The sequence below is a fragment of the Pseudooceanicola profundus genome, from assembly GCF_054919315.1.
Map to the genome: position 1 here is coordinate 1,682,713 of NZ_CM142898.1, position 16,597 is coordinate 1,699,309.

Annotated in this window: 13 protein-coding genes and 1 tRNA gene; 9 read left to right on the forward strand and 5 right to left on the reverse strand. The window is 69.2% G+C overall.

Going from position 1 to position 16,597, the window contains the following annotated elements:
• Nucleotides 1–55 precede the first annotated feature (55 nt).
• Complete coding sequence (locus ACX9MO_RS07710) at nt 56–604, reverse strand: NADPH-dependent FMN reductase (protein WP_222490886.1); 549 nt, start codon at nt 602–604, stop codon at nt 56–58.
• Nucleotides 605–825: 221 nt separating this feature from the next.
• On the opposite strand from ACX9MO_RS07710, the gene pncA reads away from it, so the two are divergent.
• Nucleotides 826–1,422, forward strand: coding sequence for a bifunctional nicotinamidase/pyrazinamidase (pncA, locus tag ACX9MO_RS07715; protein ID WP_222490885.1), 597 nt, complete (start codon nt 826–828; stop codon nt 1,420–1,422).
• Between the two features lie 12 nt (nt 1,423–1,434).
• Here the strand turns inward: pncA and ACX9MO_RS07720 are convergent, their stop codons facing one another.
• The gene (locus tag ACX9MO_RS07720; protein WP_462214119.1) at nt 1,435–1,860 is read right to left on the reverse strand and encodes a cupin domain-containing protein; all 426 of its coding nucleotides are present in this window, start codon (nt 1,858–1,860) and stop codon (nt 1,435–1,437) included.
• A gap of 148 nt (nt 1,861–2,008) precedes the next feature.
• Between ACX9MO_RS07720 and pncB the strand changes: the two genes are divergently transcribed.
• From pncB to ACX9MO_RS07755, 7 genes are all read left to right on the forward strand, one after another.
• Nucleotides 2,009–3,301, forward strand: a complete 1,293-nt coding sequence (pncB, locus tag ACX9MO_RS07725; RefSeq protein ID WP_462214120.1) for a nicotinate phosphoribosyltransferase — start codon at nt 2,009–2,011, stop codon at nt 3,299–3,301.
• 124 nt (nt 3,302–3,425) lie between these two features.
• Nucleotides 3,426–3,502, forward strand: a tRNA-Met gene (locus tag ACX9MO_RS07730).
• 238 nt (nt 3,503–3,740) lie between these two features.
• Nucleotides 3,741–5,045: a hydantoinase/carbamoylase family amidase gene (locus ACX9MO_RS07735; protein ID WP_462214121.1), complete on the forward strand. Its 1,305-nt coding sequence runs from the start codon at nt 3,741–3,743 to the stop codon at nt 5,043–5,045.
• Between the two features lie 258 nt (nt 5,046–5,303).
• Nucleotides 5,304–6,209 carry a DUF6282 family protein gene (locus ACX9MO_RS07740; RefSeq protein ID WP_462214122.1) on the forward strand — a complete coding sequence of 302 codons (906 nt, stop codon included), beginning with the start codon at nt 5,304–5,306 and terminating at the stop codon, nt 6,207–6,209.
• Nucleotides 6,206–6,958 carry an HpcH/HpaI aldolase family protein gene (locus ACX9MO_RS07745; RefSeq protein WP_462214123.1) on the forward strand — a complete coding sequence of 251 codons (753 nt, stop codon included), beginning with the start codon at nt 6,206–6,208 and terminating at the stop codon, nt 6,956–6,958. The genes ACX9MO_RS07740 and ACX9MO_RS07745 overlap by 4 nt, the downstream gene beginning before the upstream one ends.
• Before the next feature lie 11 nt (nt 6,959–6,969).
• Nucleotides 6,970–7,314, forward strand: a complete 345-nt coding sequence (locus ACX9MO_RS07750) for a cupin domain-containing protein (RefSeq protein WP_222490880.1) — start codon at nt 6,970–6,972, stop codon at nt 7,312–7,314.
• Between the two features lie 99 nt (nt 7,315–7,413).
• Nucleotides 7,414–8,925: a bifunctional aminoglycoside phosphotransferase/ATP-binding protein gene (locus ACX9MO_RS07755; protein WP_462214124.1), complete on the forward strand. Its 1,512-nt coding sequence runs from the start codon at nt 7,414–7,416 to the stop codon at nt 8,923–8,925.
• Between the two features lie 6 nt (nt 8,926–8,931).
• On the opposite strand, the gene ggt is transcribed toward ACX9MO_RS07755, so the two are convergent.
• Nucleotides 8,932–10,596: a gamma-glutamyltransferase gene (gene ggt, locus ACX9MO_RS07760; RefSeq protein WP_462214125.1), complete on the reverse strand. Its 1,665-nt coding sequence runs from the start codon at nt 10,594–10,596 to the stop codon at nt 8,932–8,934.
• A 107-nt stretch (nt 10,597–10,703) separates the two neighbouring features.
• A complete protein-coding gene (locus tag ACX9MO_RS07765; protein ID WP_462214126.1) occupies nt 10,704–11,645 on the reverse strand; it encodes a 2-hydroxyacid dehydrogenase in 942 nt (313 codons plus the stop codon).
• Nucleotides 11,646–11,891: 246 nt separating this feature from the next.
• Between ACX9MO_RS07765 and ACX9MO_RS07770 the strand changes: the two genes are divergently transcribed.
• Nucleotides 11,892–14,687 (forward strand): non-ribosomal peptide synthetase, encoded by a 2,796-nt coding sequence (locus tag ACX9MO_RS07770; RefSeq protein ID WP_462214127.1) that lies wholly within the window; start codon nt 11,892–11,894, stop codon nt 14,685–14,687.
• Here ACX9MO_RS07770 and ACX9MO_RS07775 read toward each other — a convergent pair.
• Nucleotides 14,668–15,963: a cytochrome P450 gene (locus tag ACX9MO_RS07775; RefSeq protein WP_462214128.1), complete on the reverse strand. Its 1,296-nt coding sequence runs from the start codon at nt 15,961–15,963 to the stop codon at nt 14,668–14,670. The two genes, ACX9MO_RS07770 and ACX9MO_RS07775, sit on opposite strands and share 20 nt — an antisense overlap.
• Between the last annotated feature and the right edge of the window lie 634 nt (nt 15,964–16,597).

A 16,597-nucleotide genomic window follows, 5' to 3' on the forward strand; every position in this document is an offset into this window, starting at 1 on the left:
ACCTCCGGCAGCCCCCGCAGGGGCAATGCCAGACCCGAGCCGGGTCTGGCCTCGATCAGGCCGCCTTGGCGACGGCGCCGGAGGCCAGCAGGCCCTGCAGCTTGGCGGTGATGAACGCGCGGGTGTCCGCGTCGGTCAGCTTGCCACCCTCGACCTTGCCGAAGGAGCCGCCGATCGCGACTTCGTAGCCGCCCATCACGTGGGCCCCGACGAGGGCCAGCGGCGAGCGCAGGGCGTGGTTGGCCATCAGGCCGCCGGTGGCGCCCGGCGAGTGGCTGATGATTTCGACAGGCTTGCCGGCGAAGGGCGCGGCCTCTTCCTTCGAGAGCCAGTCGATGACGTTCTTCAGCGCAGCCGAGGTGCCGCGGTTGTATTCCGGCGTGATCAGCACGACGGCATCCGCTGCAACGACCTTCGCGGTCAGGGCGGCGATCACCTCGGGCGAGCCGTTGGCCTTGAGGTCCTCGTTCAGCATCGGGATGTCGTTCAGGGTGACGACTTCGACTTCGGTGCCCGCGGGGGCAAGCTCACCGAGGGTGTTGGCAATCTGGGTGCAGACGGCTTCGCTGCGGAGCGAACCGCTGATGGCGACGATCTTGGTCATGATGGAATCTCCTTTTGTCCGGATACTACGCCTGCTGCGCCGCGGCGAAAACGCACCGGTTCGCAGGGGAGCCTCTGCGCTTCTGCACAGAACGCGGCGGGATCCTGCCGGTCCCTGCGTCACCTGCATGGCTTTTGGGCAAACCGGGGGACGCCGCCCGTTGACCCGTGCCGTCAGCCTTGCCACGGTGCGCCGATCCCAGACCCCAGCAGGAGAACGCCATGACCCGGGCCCTGATCGTCATCGACATCCAGAACGACTTCTGCCCCGGCGGCGCGCTTGCGGTGGCGGGCGGGGACGAGATCGTGCCCGGCGTGAACGACCTGATGACGGAGTTCGACGCGGTGATCCTGACGCAGGACTGGCACCCGGCAGGCCATTCCTCCTTCGCCTCGCAGCACGAGGGCGCCGCGCCGCTCTCGATGATCGAGATGCCCTACGGGCCGCAGGTGCTCTGGCCCGATCACTGCATCCAGGGCTCGCCCGGCGCGAATTTCCATCCCGATCTGACCGTGGACCGGGCCGACCTGATCATCCGCAAGGGCTACAACCCGGCGATCGACAGCTATTCCGCCTTCTTCGAGAACGACCACAGCACCCCGACCGGGCTGGAGGGCTACCTGAAGACCCGTGGCATCACCGATCTGACCATGGTCGGGCTGGCCACGGATTTCTGCGTGAACTTCTCGGCGGTGGATGCGGCCAGGCTGGGCTTTGCCGTCACGGTCCACACCGACCTCTGCCGGGGCATCGACCTTGGGGGCTCCCTCGCCGCGGCGCTCTCGGGCATGGCGGAGGCAGGCGTCACCGTCGCGTGACGCCCCGCGCCGTCAGCCTCCCAGCGGCGGGCCGGTGAAGGTCAGGTGATGCGCGGCGCCGATCTCGACGATCTTTTCCATGTCGTCGGGGATCGCGTATTGCCCCTTCGCCATCTCCACGAAGAACCCCTCGAACCCCGCTGGCGTCAGGACGAGCATGTGGCGGCTCGGCCCCTCCACCACCCGGAAGGTATGTTCCGTCCCGCGCGGGATGAAGACCGTCTCGCCGGGGCCGCGGGTGAAGGTCTCCCCGGCCATCCAGAATTCGCAGACCCCGGTCAGCATGATGAAGACTTCGTCCTCCGCCGCGTGAACGTGCCGGGGCGGGCCGCTGCCCTCCGGGCTGGTGCTGTCCACGATGGACATCGCGCCACCGCTCGCCGCGGCATCGAGGATCGTATGGTAGCTGGTCCCGAGCCAGGTGACCGTTTCGCTCATGGTGTGGTTCCTCCCTGAAGTCTCCCATCCCCGCATCCGGGGCGCTCAGGATGCCCCAGCGTCACTCGCGGACAAAGACTTTCCTGCGCCCTTCTGGACAACCCCTTCGCGCCTTGCTCTAACGATCCGGACGTCAGGAGTGAGGAATATGGTCGATATCGCAACCCGTGTCTGGAACCACCGCTGGAAGATCGATCCGATCGTCCGGTCGCTGATCGACACGGATTTCTACAAGTTGCTGATGTGCCAGTCGGTGTTCCGCAACAAGCGGGACACGCAGGTGACCTTCTCGCTCATCAACCGGTCCAAGTCGGTGCCGCTGGCCAAGATGATCGACGAGGGCGAGCTGCGCGAGCAGCTCGACCACGTGCGCTCGCTCTCGCTGTCGCGCGGAGAAAGCACCTGGCTGCGCGGCAACATGTTCTACGGCAAGCGCCAGATGTTCCGCCCCGACTTCATGGAGTGGTTCGAGAACCTGCGCCTGCCGCCCTACACGCTGGAACGCCGCGGCGACCAGTACGAGCTGACCTTCGAAGGCTCCTGGCCCGAGGTGATGCTGTGGGAGATACCCGCGCTCGCCATCCTGATGGAGCTGCGCGGCCGCGCCGTGCTGAACTCCATGGGCCGCTTCGAGCTGGAGATCCTCTATGCCCGCGCCATGACCAAGATCTGGGAGAAGATCACCCGGCTGCGCGATCTCGACGGACTGAAGATCGCGGATTTCGGCACGCGGCGGCGGCATTCCTTCCTCTGGCAGGACTGGTGCGTGCAGGCGATGATCGAGGGCCTGGGCTCTCGCTTCACCGGCACGTCGAACTGCCTGATCGCCATGCGCCGCGACCTCGAGGCCGTGGGCACCAACGCCCACGAACTGCCGATGGTCTACTCCGCCCTCGCCCCCGATGACGCCGCCCTGAAGCGCGCGCCCTACGACGTGCTGGCCGACTGGCACGAGGAGCATTCCGGCAACCTGCGCATGATCCTGCCCGACACCTACGGCACCAAGGGCTTTCTCGAAGGCGCGCCCGACTGGCTTGCCGGCTGGACGGGGATTCGCATCGACAGCGGCGATCCCGCCGAGGGCGCCGAGACGGCGATCAACTGGTGGATCTCGCGCGGGGAGGACCCGAAGGAGAAACTGGTGATCTTCTCCGACGGCCTCGACGTGGAAAAGATCGAACAGCTGCACGCCCAGTTCTCGGGCCGGGTGAAGGTCTCCTTCGGCTGGGGCACCCTGCTGACCAACGATTTCCGCGGGCTGGCGGCGGGCGATGCGCTCTCGCCCTTCTCGCTGGTCTGCAAGGCCGTCTCGGCCAACGGCCATCCCACGGTGAAGCTCTCGGACAACCCGGAAAAGGCCATGGGCCCGGCGGAGGAGATCGCGCGCTACAAGCGGGTCTTCGGCGTCGGAGAGCAGGAACGGCGGGCGGTCATCGTCTGAACCACAGGCTGCCGTGGGGGCATGTGGCTTTGCGAAGAAAATGTGAAGCCACCCCCTTGCGCACCCCGGTCGCAGCCGTTAGATGAGCCTCACCGACGGGGCGACACGCTCCGGAAGACATTGGCGCGGGATGGAGCAGCCCGGTAGCTCGTCAGGCTCATAACCTGAAGGTCGTAGGTTCAAATCCTACTCCCGCAACCAATGACACGGAAAAAGCCGCACCTTCGGGTGCGGTTTTTTCGTTTCCGGGCATGCGCTTGCTCCTACCTCTCCGCTGCGCGTTTCGCAACCATACGGCCCCGCTGCCGGTGACCGGCGGCCCCGATTCCCGCCACATGGCTTGCAAGCCGGACCGAATTGACCCAGTGACCGGTGCAAGAGACCCGCGCGGCCATGGGCCGGGACTCACTGACAGCAGACATTCAGGCAGGATACCGCCATGACCCCCGCACGCGATGCATCCCCTCTCGCCGATCTCCGCGCCGCCGTCGAAGACCAGCGCCCCTTCGCCACCGGCGTCTTCGACGAACTCGCCGCCGGCTCCACCGATCCGGCGGGCGGCATCACCCGCGACACCTACGGCCCGGGCGAGGCCTTCGGCCATGACGTCATGGGCCGGGTCGCCACCGAAAGCGACTTCGCCGTGAGCGTCGACAAGGCGGGCAACACCTACGCCCTGTGGGAAACCGCGCCGGGCGCCAAGACCGTGATCATGGGCTCGCACCTCGACAGCGTGCCGCGCGGGGGCAACTTCGACGGCGCCGCCGGGCCGCTGGCCGGGATGGTGGCGATGCGGGCGCTGCGGGCCATGGGGGCCAGCCCCCGGGTGAACCTCTGCGCCATGGGCATCCGGGCCGAGGAAAGCGTCTGGTTCCAGACCTCCTACATCGGCTCGCGCGCGGCCCTCGGCACCCTGCCCGCCGAGACCTACGACACCGCACGACGGATCGACACCGGCCGCACCCTCGGCGACCACATGGTCGAAAGCGGCTGCGACGTGGCAGCCCTGAAGGCAGGCCAAGTGGCGCTGGACCCGGCCACACTGGAGGCCCAGATCGAGCTGCATATCGAGCAGGCCCCCTCGCTGGTCGAGGAAGGCCTGCCGGTCGGCATCTGCACCGGCATCCCCGGCAACTTCCGCTATCCCGATGCGGTGATCACCGGCGTCCACGGCCATGTGGGCACCCCGCGCCGGTTCCGCCGCGACGCGGCCATGGCGGGCGCGGAGCTGGCCGTGGCGATGCAGCGGCTCTGGGTCCGGGAGGAGGACGACGGCAACCCGATGGCCGTGACCTTCGGGCGGTTCCACACCGACGACGGATTCCACGGAATGACCACGGTGCCGGGGCTCTTCCACTTCTCCCTCGACGTGCGCTGCTATGACGAGGCGGTGCTGGCCCGGGTGGAGGAGGATTTCCTGACCCTCGTGGCCCAGATCGAGGCAGAGTACCGCGTGACCATCACGCTTGGGGAGCGCAAGTCTGCCCCCGTGGGCCTGGCCGACCGGGCGATCCGCGACGGGCTGCACGCGGCGGCCGAGGACCTCGGCATTCCCTACATGGAGATGGGCTCCCCCGCTTCGCACGATTCGGCAGCCTTCGCGGCGGCGGGCGTGCCCATGTCGATGATCTTCGTGCGCAACGAGAACGGCAGCCACAACCCCGACGAGGCGATGGAGATCGATGATTTCCTCGACGGCTGCGCGGTGCTGACCGCCTATCTCTACCGCACCTACTGCGCCTGACCGGCGACTCCAAAGCCCTGAAAATGACGGCCCCACCGCACCCCGCGGCGGGGCCGTTTTCGCATCTGCTCCCACGGGCAATTGACAAGCCACCGCCTGCCTGACATCTTATTTGAGAACTTGGTTCTCCAAATGAGAACCAATGGGAGGAGGAACCAGACGTGCGCGGCCCGGCTGCGCCCGACCGGGACATGCGTGCCCGCTCCTGCCCGATGACGACCGGCAAGCGACCCGAGGAGGGGCCGCGACAGAAGGAGCATGACCATGACCACCGCCGATCCCGCCCGCGTCGAGGCACTGCTGAAGGGCAGCGTCGACCTGCACATCCACTCCGGCCCCTCGCTGCATCCCCGCAAGATCGACCATATCGAGGCGCTGAACGAAGCGGACGACGCCGGCATGCGGGCGATCCTGCTGAAGGACCACTACTACCCGACGATGCCGCTGGCGACGCTGCTGAACACCAATATGGGCAAGACGACCGAGGTGCTCTCGGCCATCGTGCTGAACCACCCGCTGGGGGGCTTCAACCCCTCCGCCGTGGACTATGCGCTGAAGCAGGGCGCGCGGATCGTCTGGATGCCGACGGCTCATGCGGAGAACCACATCATCAAGACCTCCAAGGACCTGAAGGGCAAATTCCCCGAGAACACCAAGAAGACGGTGGAAGCGGCGGGCCTGCGCCTCGTGGATGACAAGGGCGTGGTGCTGGACGAGGTGAAGCAAATCCTCGACCTGATCGCGGAGGGCGATGCCTGCGTCTCGGCCGGGCACCACCACGTGGACGAGGCCTATCCCTTCTACGAGGAGGCCAAGGCCCGCGGCGTCACCCGGATGTTCCTGAACCACCCGACCTACGTGAACGCAGCGACGCTCGACCAGGTGACGGAGCTGGCGAACATGGGCGTGAAGATGGAGCATTCGATCTGCATGTTCATCCCCTCCACCTTCACCATGTTCGACGATGCCCACCTGAAGGAGGTCATTGACGCGGCGGGGGTCGAGAACAGCTTCTTCGGGTCCGACCTCGGCCAGACCGGCAACCCGACCCCTGTGGAGGGCATGCGCCTGATCATCGCGAAGCTGCTGGAGATGGGCTACTCCGAGGAGGACACCCGCGCCATGACCGCCACCAACGCCGCCGATTTCGTCGGGCTGGCATGAGCGGCCTGCGCGGCCGGATCGCGGCCGGTGACCGGGTCGTCGGCTGTTTCGGCAAGATCCCCGATCCCCATGTGATCGAACTGCTGGGGCTCGCGGGTCTCGATTTCATCGTGGCCGACCGGGAACATGCCGCCGTCGGGCTTCAGGCGCTGGACCTCATGGTCATGGCAGGGCGTTCGGTCGGCCTGCCGGTGCTGATCCGCTCCACCGGGTCCGGGGCCGATGCGCTCTGGCCCGCGATGGACCTTGGCGCGGCAGGCGTCATGGTGCCCCATGTCCGCGACGGGGAGGAGGCCCGCGCGGTGGTGGAGGCGGTGAAATACGCCCCCGGCAAGCGCGGCTTCTCCCCCTCCGGCCGGGCCGGGGCCTACGGCACCATGGCGGCAGCTGACTACCGTGCGCAGGCCGATGCCGACAGCGTCGTCATGGCCCAGATCGAGGACCGCAGCGCGCTCGACCACCTCGACGCCATCGCGGGGACCGAAGGCGTGGACGTGCTCTTCGTCGGGCCTGCGGATCTCTCCCTCTCCCTCGGGGTGGGGATGGACGCACCGGAGCTGGCGCAGGCCATCGAACGGGTCGTCACCGCGGCCCGTGCGGCCGGAAAACAGGCCGGGATCTTCCTCCCCGGCCCCGAGGCGGTCCCCCGCTGGGCGGCCCTTGGCGTCACGGTCTTCGTGCTCGGCGCCGATCAATCCCTCCTCATGAGCGCCGCGCGGCAGATGATGCACGCGGCCAAGGACAGCTGAAAGGACATCACATGATTCATCAGGTCGACTGGGAAAAGCTGGAGTGGAAGACGATCCGCCCCGGTGTCGAGCAGAAGGCATTTTCCGGCGCGGGGGCCACGCTGGCGCTGCACCGGCTCCAGCCCGAGCATGAGCCCAAGCCCCACAAGCACGAGAACGAGCAGATTGCCTATATCGTCTCGGGCACCGTGGACTTCCACGTCGGGGACGAGGTCGTCCGCATGGGCCCCGGCGCGATCATCACCGTGCCGCCGAACGTCATGCACCACGCGGTCGTGGTGGGCGACGAGGAGGTGATCAACATCGACGTCTTCACCCCGGCCCGGCCCGAATACGCCCCCACGCCCGAAGTGTGACCCCCCACAAGGCGGGGGCTTTCCTCCCCGCCTTGACCCTGCGCAAAGTCGAAGCTGCATACATGTGCCAGAATTGGCATGAAACATGGAGCCGCAGCCGTGACTCAGACGCAGGACAGGACCGTCGCCTTTCTCTCCGATCCCGCCGCCCATTGCGGCAGCGGGCCGGTCGAGGTGATCGAGACCCACGGCGCCTACATCTTCCTCTGCGGCCGGACCGCGCTGAAGCTGAAGCGCGCGGTGCACTATGACTACATGGACCTGTCCACGGTGGAGAAGCGCCACCGCCTGCTGCTGCGCGAGCTGGAGCTGAACCGCCCGGCCGCGCCGATGATCTACCGCGACGTGCTGCCCGTGACCGAGGGTCCGGAGGGGCTGTCGCTGGGCGGCACCGGCACGCCGGTGGACTACGTCCTGCGCATGTGGCGCTTCCCGGCGGAAGAGGAGCTGGACCGGATCGCCGCCGCGGGCGGGTTCGACGGCGCACTGGCCGATGCCACCGGCGCGGCGGTGGCCCGCTACCACCGCGCCACGCCTGAACGGCCCTGTGACGGCGCCCCGCTGATCGGCGATATCCTCGACGAGTTGGGCCGCGTCTTTGCCGAGTTCCCCGAGGCCGCGAGCGCGCCGGACGCCACCGCATGGTTGCAGGCTGCCCGCACCGAATGGACCACGCAGCGCGGCCTTCTGACCGAACGCGGCGCGGCCGGGCACGTGCGCCGCGCCCATGGCGATCTGCACCTGCGCAACGTCGTGCGGATCAACGGCGCGCCGGTCCCGATCGACGCGCTGGAGTTCGACGAGACGCTCGGCACCTGCGACCTGCTCTACGACATCGCCTTCCTCGTCATGGACCTGCTGCACAGGGACCTTGCCCCGCAGGCCTGCCGCACCCTCTCCGCCTGGCTGCGGGAAATGGGCGGGGCAGAGGACAGCGGCCTGGCCGCGCTGCCGCTCTTCCTGTCGGTGCGCGCCGCGATCCGGGCCATGGTGCTGCTCCAGACCGATGCCGCCCGCGCAACGCCCGGCGCCTCGGAGGCGGAGATCGCCGCCTACCTGCGCCTCGCGCGCAGGGTCCTCGCCGCCGCACCGCCCGTGCTGGTGGCGGTCGGCGGGATGTCGGGCAGTGGCAAATCGGTGCTGGCGCGGGCGCTTGCCCCGGGCCTCGGCCGGGCACCCGGCGCGGTCTGGCTGGCCTCGGACCTCGAGCGCAAGGCAGGGCGCGACATGCTGCGCCACCTCGCGCAGGAGAGCTACAGCGAGCACAACCGCACCGCCGTCTACGACCGGCTCTTCGCCCGCGCCGGGCACCTGCTGGCCGCGGGGCACTCCGTCCTGCTGGATGCGACCTTCCTCGACTGCCGCCTGCGCACTCTGGCGGAGGCCACGGCCCGCACCGCGGGCGTGCCCTTCAACGGGTTCTGGATGGATGCGCCGGAAGAGGTGCTGCGCGCCCGGGTCGCGGCGCGCTGCGGCGATGCCTCGGACGCGGATGTCACCGTGCTGGAGATCCAGCTGGCCCAGCAGACCGGCGCCATGTCGTGGCACCGGATCGACGCCAGCGGCCCGCCCGAGGAGGCGTTGCAGGCCGCCCGCGCCCTGCTGGGCTGAGCCGCCTCAGACGTTGAAGCGAATGCCCGCCTCGGCCAGACCGCCGCCAAGCGCCATGGGCGTGCCGTCCGCGCGCCAGCAGGCGGCCCCGGTCATCATGCCGTCCTTGCCGAAGCGGATCACGCTCATCCCGCCGCCGATGTGGCGCACCAGCTTGACCGTGTGGCCCTTGGCCTCAAGCGCCGCCTGCATGTGGGCGTAATCCGGCTCCAGCTCGACCTCCTGCCCCTGCGTCCAGAGCCGAGGCGCCTCGACCGCGGTCTGCGGGTCCATGCCGTGGTCGATCAGGTTCAGCATCGCCTGCATCGCCGAGGGGAAGATGCGCAGCCCGCCCGGCAGGCCGATGGCGAATTCCGGCGCGCCGTCCTTCAGCGCGATCATCGGCGCCATCGAGGTCGGCACCCGCTTGCCCGGCACGATGGACAGCGCCTTGCCCGTATGCGGATCGAAGTTGCACATGTAGTTGTTCGGGATGATCCCCGTGCCCGGCACCATGATGTTCGCACCGAAGAGCCCGTTGATCGTATGGGTCGCCGCCACGATCATGCCGTCGTCATCGGCCATGGTGACATGGGTGGTGTCATTGCTCTCATAGCCCGGCGTCGCCGGCCCGATGCCGCCCATGTTGCGCAGCCGCGACAGACATTCGGCAGCGTATTCCTTCGAGGTGTAGCGTTCCACCGGCACGTCCACGAAGGCCGGATCGCCCGAGGCGGCGCGCCGGTCCTCGAAGCCGACGCGGATCACCTCGGCCAGCAGGTGCATCATCTCGGGCGAGCCGAAGCCCATACCCTTCACGTCGAAATGCTCCAGCATGTTCAGCATCTGGGTGACATGCACCCCGGAGGAGGCAGGCGGCGGCGGGCCGACGATCTCCCAGCCGCGGTAGCTCCCGTGGATCGCCTCGCGCTCGGCCGCGGCGTAGGCGGTCAGGTCGTCCAGGGTGATGAACCCGGCGTAGTCGTCGCCCGAGGCCATCCGCTCCACCAGCGCCTTGCCCAGCGAACCGCCGTGCAGCGCCGCGGCGCCGTGTTTCTGGATTTCGCGCAGGCTTTCCGCGTAGTCGCCCATGACGATGCGGTCCCCGGCCTGCGGCAGTTCCCCGCCCGGCAGGAAGATCGAGGAGATGACCGGGTCCAGCTCCATGTCCGGGCGGTGCATGTCGATGGCGCCACGCAGGTAGGGTGTGACGAGGAAGCCGCGCGCGGCCAGCCCGATGGCGGGCTCCACCACGTCGGCCCAGGGCAGCTTGCCGTATTGCGAATGCATCGCGTACCAGGCGGCGAGGTTGCCGGGCACCGCGACCGCCGAGGCGCCGATCCGGTTCCGCCGGCCCTCGACTTCCATGTAGAGCGCCGGGTCATTGTCGCTCTGCGGCGTGTAGAGACCGCCCGCCATGGCGCCCGCGGCCTGGGCCAGCCCGTCGAAGATGATGTGCCGCCCGTCGGGCAGCCGCAGGTGCGACAGCCCGCCGCCCGCGATCCCCACCATCATCGGTTCCACCACCGTCAGGGCCAGCAGCCCGGCCACCGCGGCATCCACCGCGTTGCCGCCCGCCGCCAGCATCTGCGCCCCGGCGGAGGAGCCGAGCGGATGGTTCGTGACGACCATCCCCTTCGCGCCCGTGGCGGGCTGTTTCTTGCAGGTGAAACCGTAGGGGCTGGCGGTCATGGCGTGTTCCTTTGTCTGATGGCCCTCAGAAACGCCTTTGCACCGTAAGGTTCAAGAGCCGGGGCCCATGGCGACGGCCCGGAAGGGGCCGCCTGCCCAATGCGCGGTCAGTATCCCTTGCCCGGCGTGCAGAGCGCGTCGAGCGCCTCGCCCGCCTCGAAGGCCTGAAGATTGGCCGCGATGATCGAGACGCCGGTCGCCTGATCGATCATCGAGGCGATATGCGGCGTGACGGTGATCTGCGGATGGCGCCAGAACGGATGGTCCGCCGGCAGCGGTTCCACCGCGAAGACGTCGAGCGTGGCATGGGACAGCTGGCCCGACTCCAGAGCGGGGATCAGGTCATCCTCCACCATGTGACCGCCGCGTGCGGCGTTCAGCAACTGCGCGCCCGGCGCCAGCTTGGCAAAGGTCCCGGCATTCAGCAGGCCGGTGGTGGCCTCGGTCAGCGGCAGCAGGCAGACCAGCGTGTCGAGCCCGTCGAGGAAGGCATCGAAGCCCTCTGCCCCCGCGTAGCAGGTCACGCCCTCGATCTCCTTCATGGAATTCGACCAGCCCCGCACCTGGTAGCCCAGCATGGCCAGCGTCTGTGCCGCGGCCTTCCCGAGGTTGCCCAGCCCCATGAGCCCCACCTTGCGGTAGTTCGCGGGCGGCACGGTCACCGGGTCCCAGCGGCCTTCGATCTGCGCGGTGTCCATGCGGCGCTGTTCGCGGTGCATCCGCAGCACGTGAAGCGCGATAAACTCGCGCATCCGCTGGGTCAGGTCATTGCCGATGGTGCGGATGATCGGCACGTCCTTGGGCAGCTGGGGGTCCGCCAGCAGGTGGTCGATGCCCGCCGCGATGGAGACGATGGCCTTGAGGTTGGGCAGCCCCGCCAGCATCCCGGCGGGCGGCATCCAGACGATGGCGTAATCGACCGAGGCCGGGTCCGTCACGTCGCTCATGGGCAGGACGGTATAGGCCTCGGGCAGCGCGGCCTTCAGCTTCGCAACCCATCCATTGGTCTTGTCGTCCTTGGGCAGGTAGACGGCGCAGGTGATGGGCATGACATTCCTCGTAGCTTGGTCAGACGCGGCGCACAGTAGCGCCCTCGCCGTCAGCCGAAAGGCCAAATCGCCCCGGTTCCGCCGGGACGGGCCCCTGCCCGCAGGGTCGGCGCGGTCGGTTTCAGCCGATGACGCGAAGATGACCGCAAATGCCCCTGTTCAACCGGCGCGAGATCCCTATTTTGGCGCGGCCCGGCGGAGGGCACCTGTCACACCCGCGTTCCGTCCCTGTAATAGTGATGCCCCATGATCGACCTGTTCACTGCCCTTGCCGAGTCCCCCAACCGTCCGCTGCTGACGGGGCCCGACGAATTCTACCTCGACGGTGCCGCCATGCTGGCGCTGCGCGAGACGCTGGAAGAGGGGCTGTCGGGCATGGGTCTGGGGCCGACCTCGGTGGTGGCGGCCCGGCTGGGGGACGGCCCGGCGCAGACGGCAGTGCTCTTCGCCCTCGCGCATCTGGTGCGGCTGGTGCCGCTGAACCCGGCGCTTCAGCGCGAGGACCTCGCGCATCAGCTGTCGATCTCGGGCGCGCAGGCGCTGATCAACGAGGCGGCCCTCGGCCCCGCGCCGGTCGCGGGCGACGTGCCGCAGATCCGGCTGGAACTGCCCGACACCCACGCGCCGCAGAGCCTGACACTTACCGGCGCGGCGGTCGAGCCCGGCGAAAGCTGGTCCGAAGGCCCGGGCCTCGTGCTCTTCACCTCCGGCTCCACCGGCCTGCCCAAGGCGGTGCCGCTGACGCTGGAAAACCTCTATGGCGCGGCGGAGCGGATCGGCGGCAGCCTCTACCTCGGCCCCGAGGACATGGCCCTGCACGCCCTGCCGATGTTCCACATCGGCGGCTTCGTCGATCTGATGCTGGCGCCCCTGATCGCGGGCGGCGCGGTGCATTGCGCCTCCGGGCGCGATCCCTCCGCGATCCTTCAGGCCGCCCGCGAAAGCGGCGCGACATGGCTTCAGGCGGTGCCCACGATGCTGGCGCGGATGGAAGCCGAATATTCCGCCGATGACTGGGCCGAACTGGGCGGCCAGATCCGCCTGATCCGCTCCGTCTCGGCCGACCTGCCGGAAACCCGGCAGGCAATGATCGAGGACTTGCTGGGCGGCGAGGTACCGATCCTGCCGATGTACGGCATGACCGAAACCTGCGGCCTGATCGCCACCACGCCCCTGCCCCCCAGCCCGCGCAAAGCCGGATCGGTGGGCGTGATCGAGGGCTGCGCCCTGCGCATCTGTGCTCCCGACGGCTCCGACATCGAGGAAGGCGCCACCGGTCAGGTCCGGGTCATGTCGCCCGACATGATGACCGGCTACCTCGGCGAGGCGGAGAGCCCCTTCGACGAGGACGGCTGGCTGATCACCGGCGATCTCGGCCACATCGACGAGGAGGGGTACCTCTACCTCGACGGGCGCGAGAAGGAGATGATCAACCGCGGCGGCGAGAAGATCTCGCCGCAGGAGATCGAACGCGCGATCCTCTCGCACCATGCCATCATCGAGGCCGCGGCCTATGCCCGCCCGCACCCGACACTGGGCGAACACGTCGGCCTCGCCGTGGTGCTGCGCCCGGGCCGGGTGGCTGGCGCCGAGGAACTGCGCAAGCACCTCGCCCTGCGGCTGGCCGATTTCAAGCGCCCCGGGCGGATCGACATCAAGGACGCCCTGCCGCGGCTCGCCGGCGGCAAACTGGACCGCGTGGCCCTCGCCGCCCTCTCCGACGAGGAGGGCGCCGACCGCGCGCCGCTCTCCGAGACCGCGCAGAAGATCGCGGAGGCGTGGGAGCAGGTGCTGCACCGCAAGCCCGAGGGCCTGTCTGCGGACTTCTTCGAGGCGGGCGGCGACAGCCTCTCGGCCACGCAGTTCGTCTTCGAGGTCACCCGCCTGACCGGCGTGAAGCTCGACCCGGCACAACTCTATGACACGCCCACCTTCGGCGCCTTCGCCACGATGGTCGAGACACAGGACAAGGCCGAGACCGCGCGTCTCGATGATGCCGCGCTCTCCTTCGTGCGCGAACGGGTGAAAGAGTGGAAGCTCTCGCCCGCGCGGCCCGATGTCACCGACCTGATCTTCCGCGTCGGCGGGCAAAATGGCCCGCGCCCGCTCTTCTGGTGCGTTCAGGCCGACAGCGAATGGCCCAACATCGTCGAGGCACTGGGCAAGAAGCGCCCGATCTACGCCATGCGGACCCTGTTCCAGATGGTCGGCAAGGACGACGCGCAGTCCCGCCGCCTCGCCTATCACTACGCCATCGCCATCGACCGGCTGCAACGCGAGGGGCCGATTGCCCTCGGGGGCTTCTGCGAGGGCGCCAAGGTGATGACCTGGGTCGCCGAGGAGCTTGCCGCCCGGGGCCGCGAGGTCTCGCTGCTGGTGAACTGGGACCACTGGCCCGATGCCCCGACCGCCTTCCCGACGCTGCACGTCTGGACCGAGGACAAGACCCATTCCGCCAGGCACCGGATGGTCGGCCCGGAACGCGCCCTGCCGCTGATGCACCCCGCCGGGGCCGAAGGCCATTACCTCCAAGGCCGCCACGGTCAGACCCTGCGCGCCCCCCTGCCCGAGACGCTCGCCAAACGGCTCAACGCGCTCATCGACGGGCAGGAGAGCCTGCCGGTGACGGAGCCGGGCAAGGACGCCTTCGACACGACGCGCCCCGCCACGCCCGAGGCCTACAAGGCCGAGGTCAAGCTGCGCGCCCCGCGCTTCGCCCGCCGCCGCGCCGCCGTGCCGGTCAAGGTCACCGTGACCAATACCAGCACCGTGACATGGCCCGCCGGGCAGACCTGCGTGATCCTCACGCAGCACAACTTCGACGGGCACATCCGCGCCCGTATCGCGGGCAGCGCGGCGCTGGAGCAGGATCTGGCCCCCGGCGAAAGCGTGACGCGCGAGGTGCAGATGCCCTACCCGGACAAGTTCGTGCCGATCCGGGTGACGGCGGACGTGATCGACAACGGCGTCGCCTTCTACTCCGACTACGGTCTCGACAGCCCGCGCCGCACGGTCTGGCCCTTCAGCCTGCGCCGATCGTGATCTCCAGCCGCGCGGGCCAGCGATGGCCGAAGCGCGGCTGATACGCCATCGGCCCCGTCGAAACCGGCCGCGCGCCCGCGGCCTCCAACGCGCGGGCGAGCGCCAGCATCAGGGCGATCCCCAGCGGCTCGCCGATGCAGCGATGCGCGCCGCGCCCGAAGACGAGGGCCTGTGCCTGATCGCGCGTGGGATCGAAGACCTCCGGCGCGGCAAAGACCTCCGGGTCGCGGTTCGCCGCACCGAGGGCCAGGAAGACGGGATGGCCTGCCTTCACCGCCGCGCCGGCGATCTCTGTCTCCTCGCGCGCGACACGGGGGATGATCTGTCCCGGCGTGTCGAGCCGCAGCGCCTCGCGGACCCAGGCCTCGTCCACCGGCCCGCCCTCGCGCGCCAGCAGATGCAGCAGCGTGGCCGCGCCGGTCTCGATATTCTCCACCCCGTCGGCCAGCAGCAGGATAGTGGCATCGACGATGTGCTGGTCGCTCAGGTCCGGCAGGTCGGCCCGAAGCGCGGCCATGTGGCCAAGGAAATCACACGGAACAGCGCCCCGGCGGACCTCCAGCATGCCGGCGATCCGGCTTCGAAACCCTGCCATCCGGTCGTTCAGCGCGGCAAATTTCGCGGGATCGGTCAGCGGCGCGAAGAGCAGGAAGAACCCCTGCGCCACATCCTTCAGCTCCGCCGGATCGGCATCGAGGCCCAGCAACTGCTGCATCGCCGCCACGGCATAGGGCCGGCTGATCGCCTCCAGCAGGTCGACAGGCCCTTGCCCGGCCTGCGCCCGGGTCAGATCGGTCGCCAGCGCCTCCAGCCCGGGATCGCGGCCTGCCAGCGTGCGATGGAAGGCCCGCGACATCGCCTGCCGCGGCAGGCGGTGCGCAGGCAGGTCGAGGAAAGGCGGGATATGCGCGGCCAGATCGGCGGCGACGTATTTCGCCCGGTTGCGCGCGGCGAGCGTCGAGAACCGCGATGGCGTATTGCCGAGCCGCTTGTCGGCGAGCGCGGCGCGGACATCCGCGTGGCGTGTCAGCACGACACCCCCGGCGGTCACCGGGGCGACGGGCGCGTGGCGGCGGAGCCAGTCGTAGATCGGGTAGGGATCGGCGAGAAAGCCCGGTGAGAGCAGGTCAACCGGCAGGTCAACGGGTTTCGGCCCGCTGCAGGGCGCCTTCGGCCGGGCGAGCAGGCTCTGCAACAGGCGCATCGTCAGCCGCGCGCCCCATAGGTGCGGCCGCGCTTTGCCACGTATCCGGTCATGGTCTTCTCCCGTCTTCACGGCCGGTCTCTTTGGGCGATCGGCACGCCACCCCATAATAGGCGATTATCCGCTCATGGGGAAGACCGGCCGGGCCGGCTGTCTGAAGGCCCACCTCCATCACCGTGTCCGCAGCATGGACAGTTGCCGGGCCTCCAGCACCGCGCCGCCCAAGACACCGCTCCGGCACGGTCCGCGAAACCGCCAGCGCCTCCTCCGCACCCGGCCCCCGGTCCCCCGCCTCCACAGGCCGTTTCGCGTGCGGCGCGCGCCCTTGCCACCACCCGCCGCGCCGGCGGTGGCCCGACCGGAGGCGCGGTTCCGGGCGCGGCGCACCCCTCTCACGCATCCCGCAGCCGGCCGGGGCGATGCACCCTTGACGGCTCCCCCGGAATGTACTGCGTATAAGCACGGCGCCGCCGCCCCGAGAGGCCAGGACGGTGCCCCCCTTATCGACCGGTTTGACGCCCCCCTCCGACCGCGCCACCATATGCGCCGGGGCCGTCCCGCCGCCCGCGCCCAGCGCGCCCGACCGCGAGACCACCCCGAGAGAGCCCCGGCCACCGGGCCGCCCTCGCCCCTTTCAGAGCCCGGCTCCCTCCCGGGCAGCAAGAGACGACAGAGTGACCCAGCCGATGCGCCGCGCGCTGCCCGC

Excerpts from the sequence above, each read along its gene's own strand:
- ACX9MO_RS07710 (WP_222490886.1), bottom strand. The coding sequence starts at position 604 with ATGACCAAGATCGTCGCCATCAGCGGTTCGCTCCGCAGCGAAGCCGTC.
- pncA (WP_222490885.1), top strand. The coding sequence starts at position 826 with ATGACCCGGGCCCTGATCGTCATCGACATCCAGAACGACTTCTGCCCC.
- ACX9MO_RS07720 (WP_462214119.1), bottom strand. The coding sequence starts at position 1,860 with ATGAGCGAAACGGTCACCTGGCTCGGGACCAGCTACCATACGATCCTC.
- pncB (WP_462214120.1), top strand. The coding sequence starts at position 2,009 with ATGGTCGATATCGCAACCCGTGTCTGGAACCACCGCTGGAAGATCGAT.
- ACX9MO_RS07735 (WP_462214121.1), top strand. The coding sequence starts at position 3,741 with ATGACCCCCGCACGCGATGCATCCCCTCTCGCCGATCTCCGCGCCGCC.
- ACX9MO_RS07740 (WP_462214122.1), top strand. The coding sequence starts at position 5,304 with ATGACCATGACCACCGCCGATCCCGCCCGCGTCGAGGCACTGCTGAAG.
- ACX9MO_RS07745 (WP_462214123.1), top strand. The coding sequence starts at position 6,206 with ATGAGCGGCCTGCGCGGCCGGATCGCGGCCGGTGACCGGGTCGTCGGC.
- ACX9MO_RS07750 (WP_222490880.1), top strand. The coding sequence starts at position 6,970 with ATGATTCATCAGGTCGACTGGGAAAAGCTGGAGTGGAAGACGATCCGC.
- ggt (WP_462214125.1), bottom strand. The coding sequence starts at position 10,596 with ATGACCGCCAGCCCCTACGGTTTCACCTGCAAGAAACAGCCCGCCACG.
- ACX9MO_RS07765 (WP_462214126.1), bottom strand. The coding sequence starts at position 11,645 with ATGCCCATCACCTGCGCCGTCTACCTGCCCAAGGACGACAAGACCAAT.
- ACX9MO_RS07770 (WP_462214127.1), top strand. The coding sequence starts at position 11,892 with ATGATCGACCTGTTCACTGCCCTTGCCGAGTCCCCCAACCGTCCGCTG.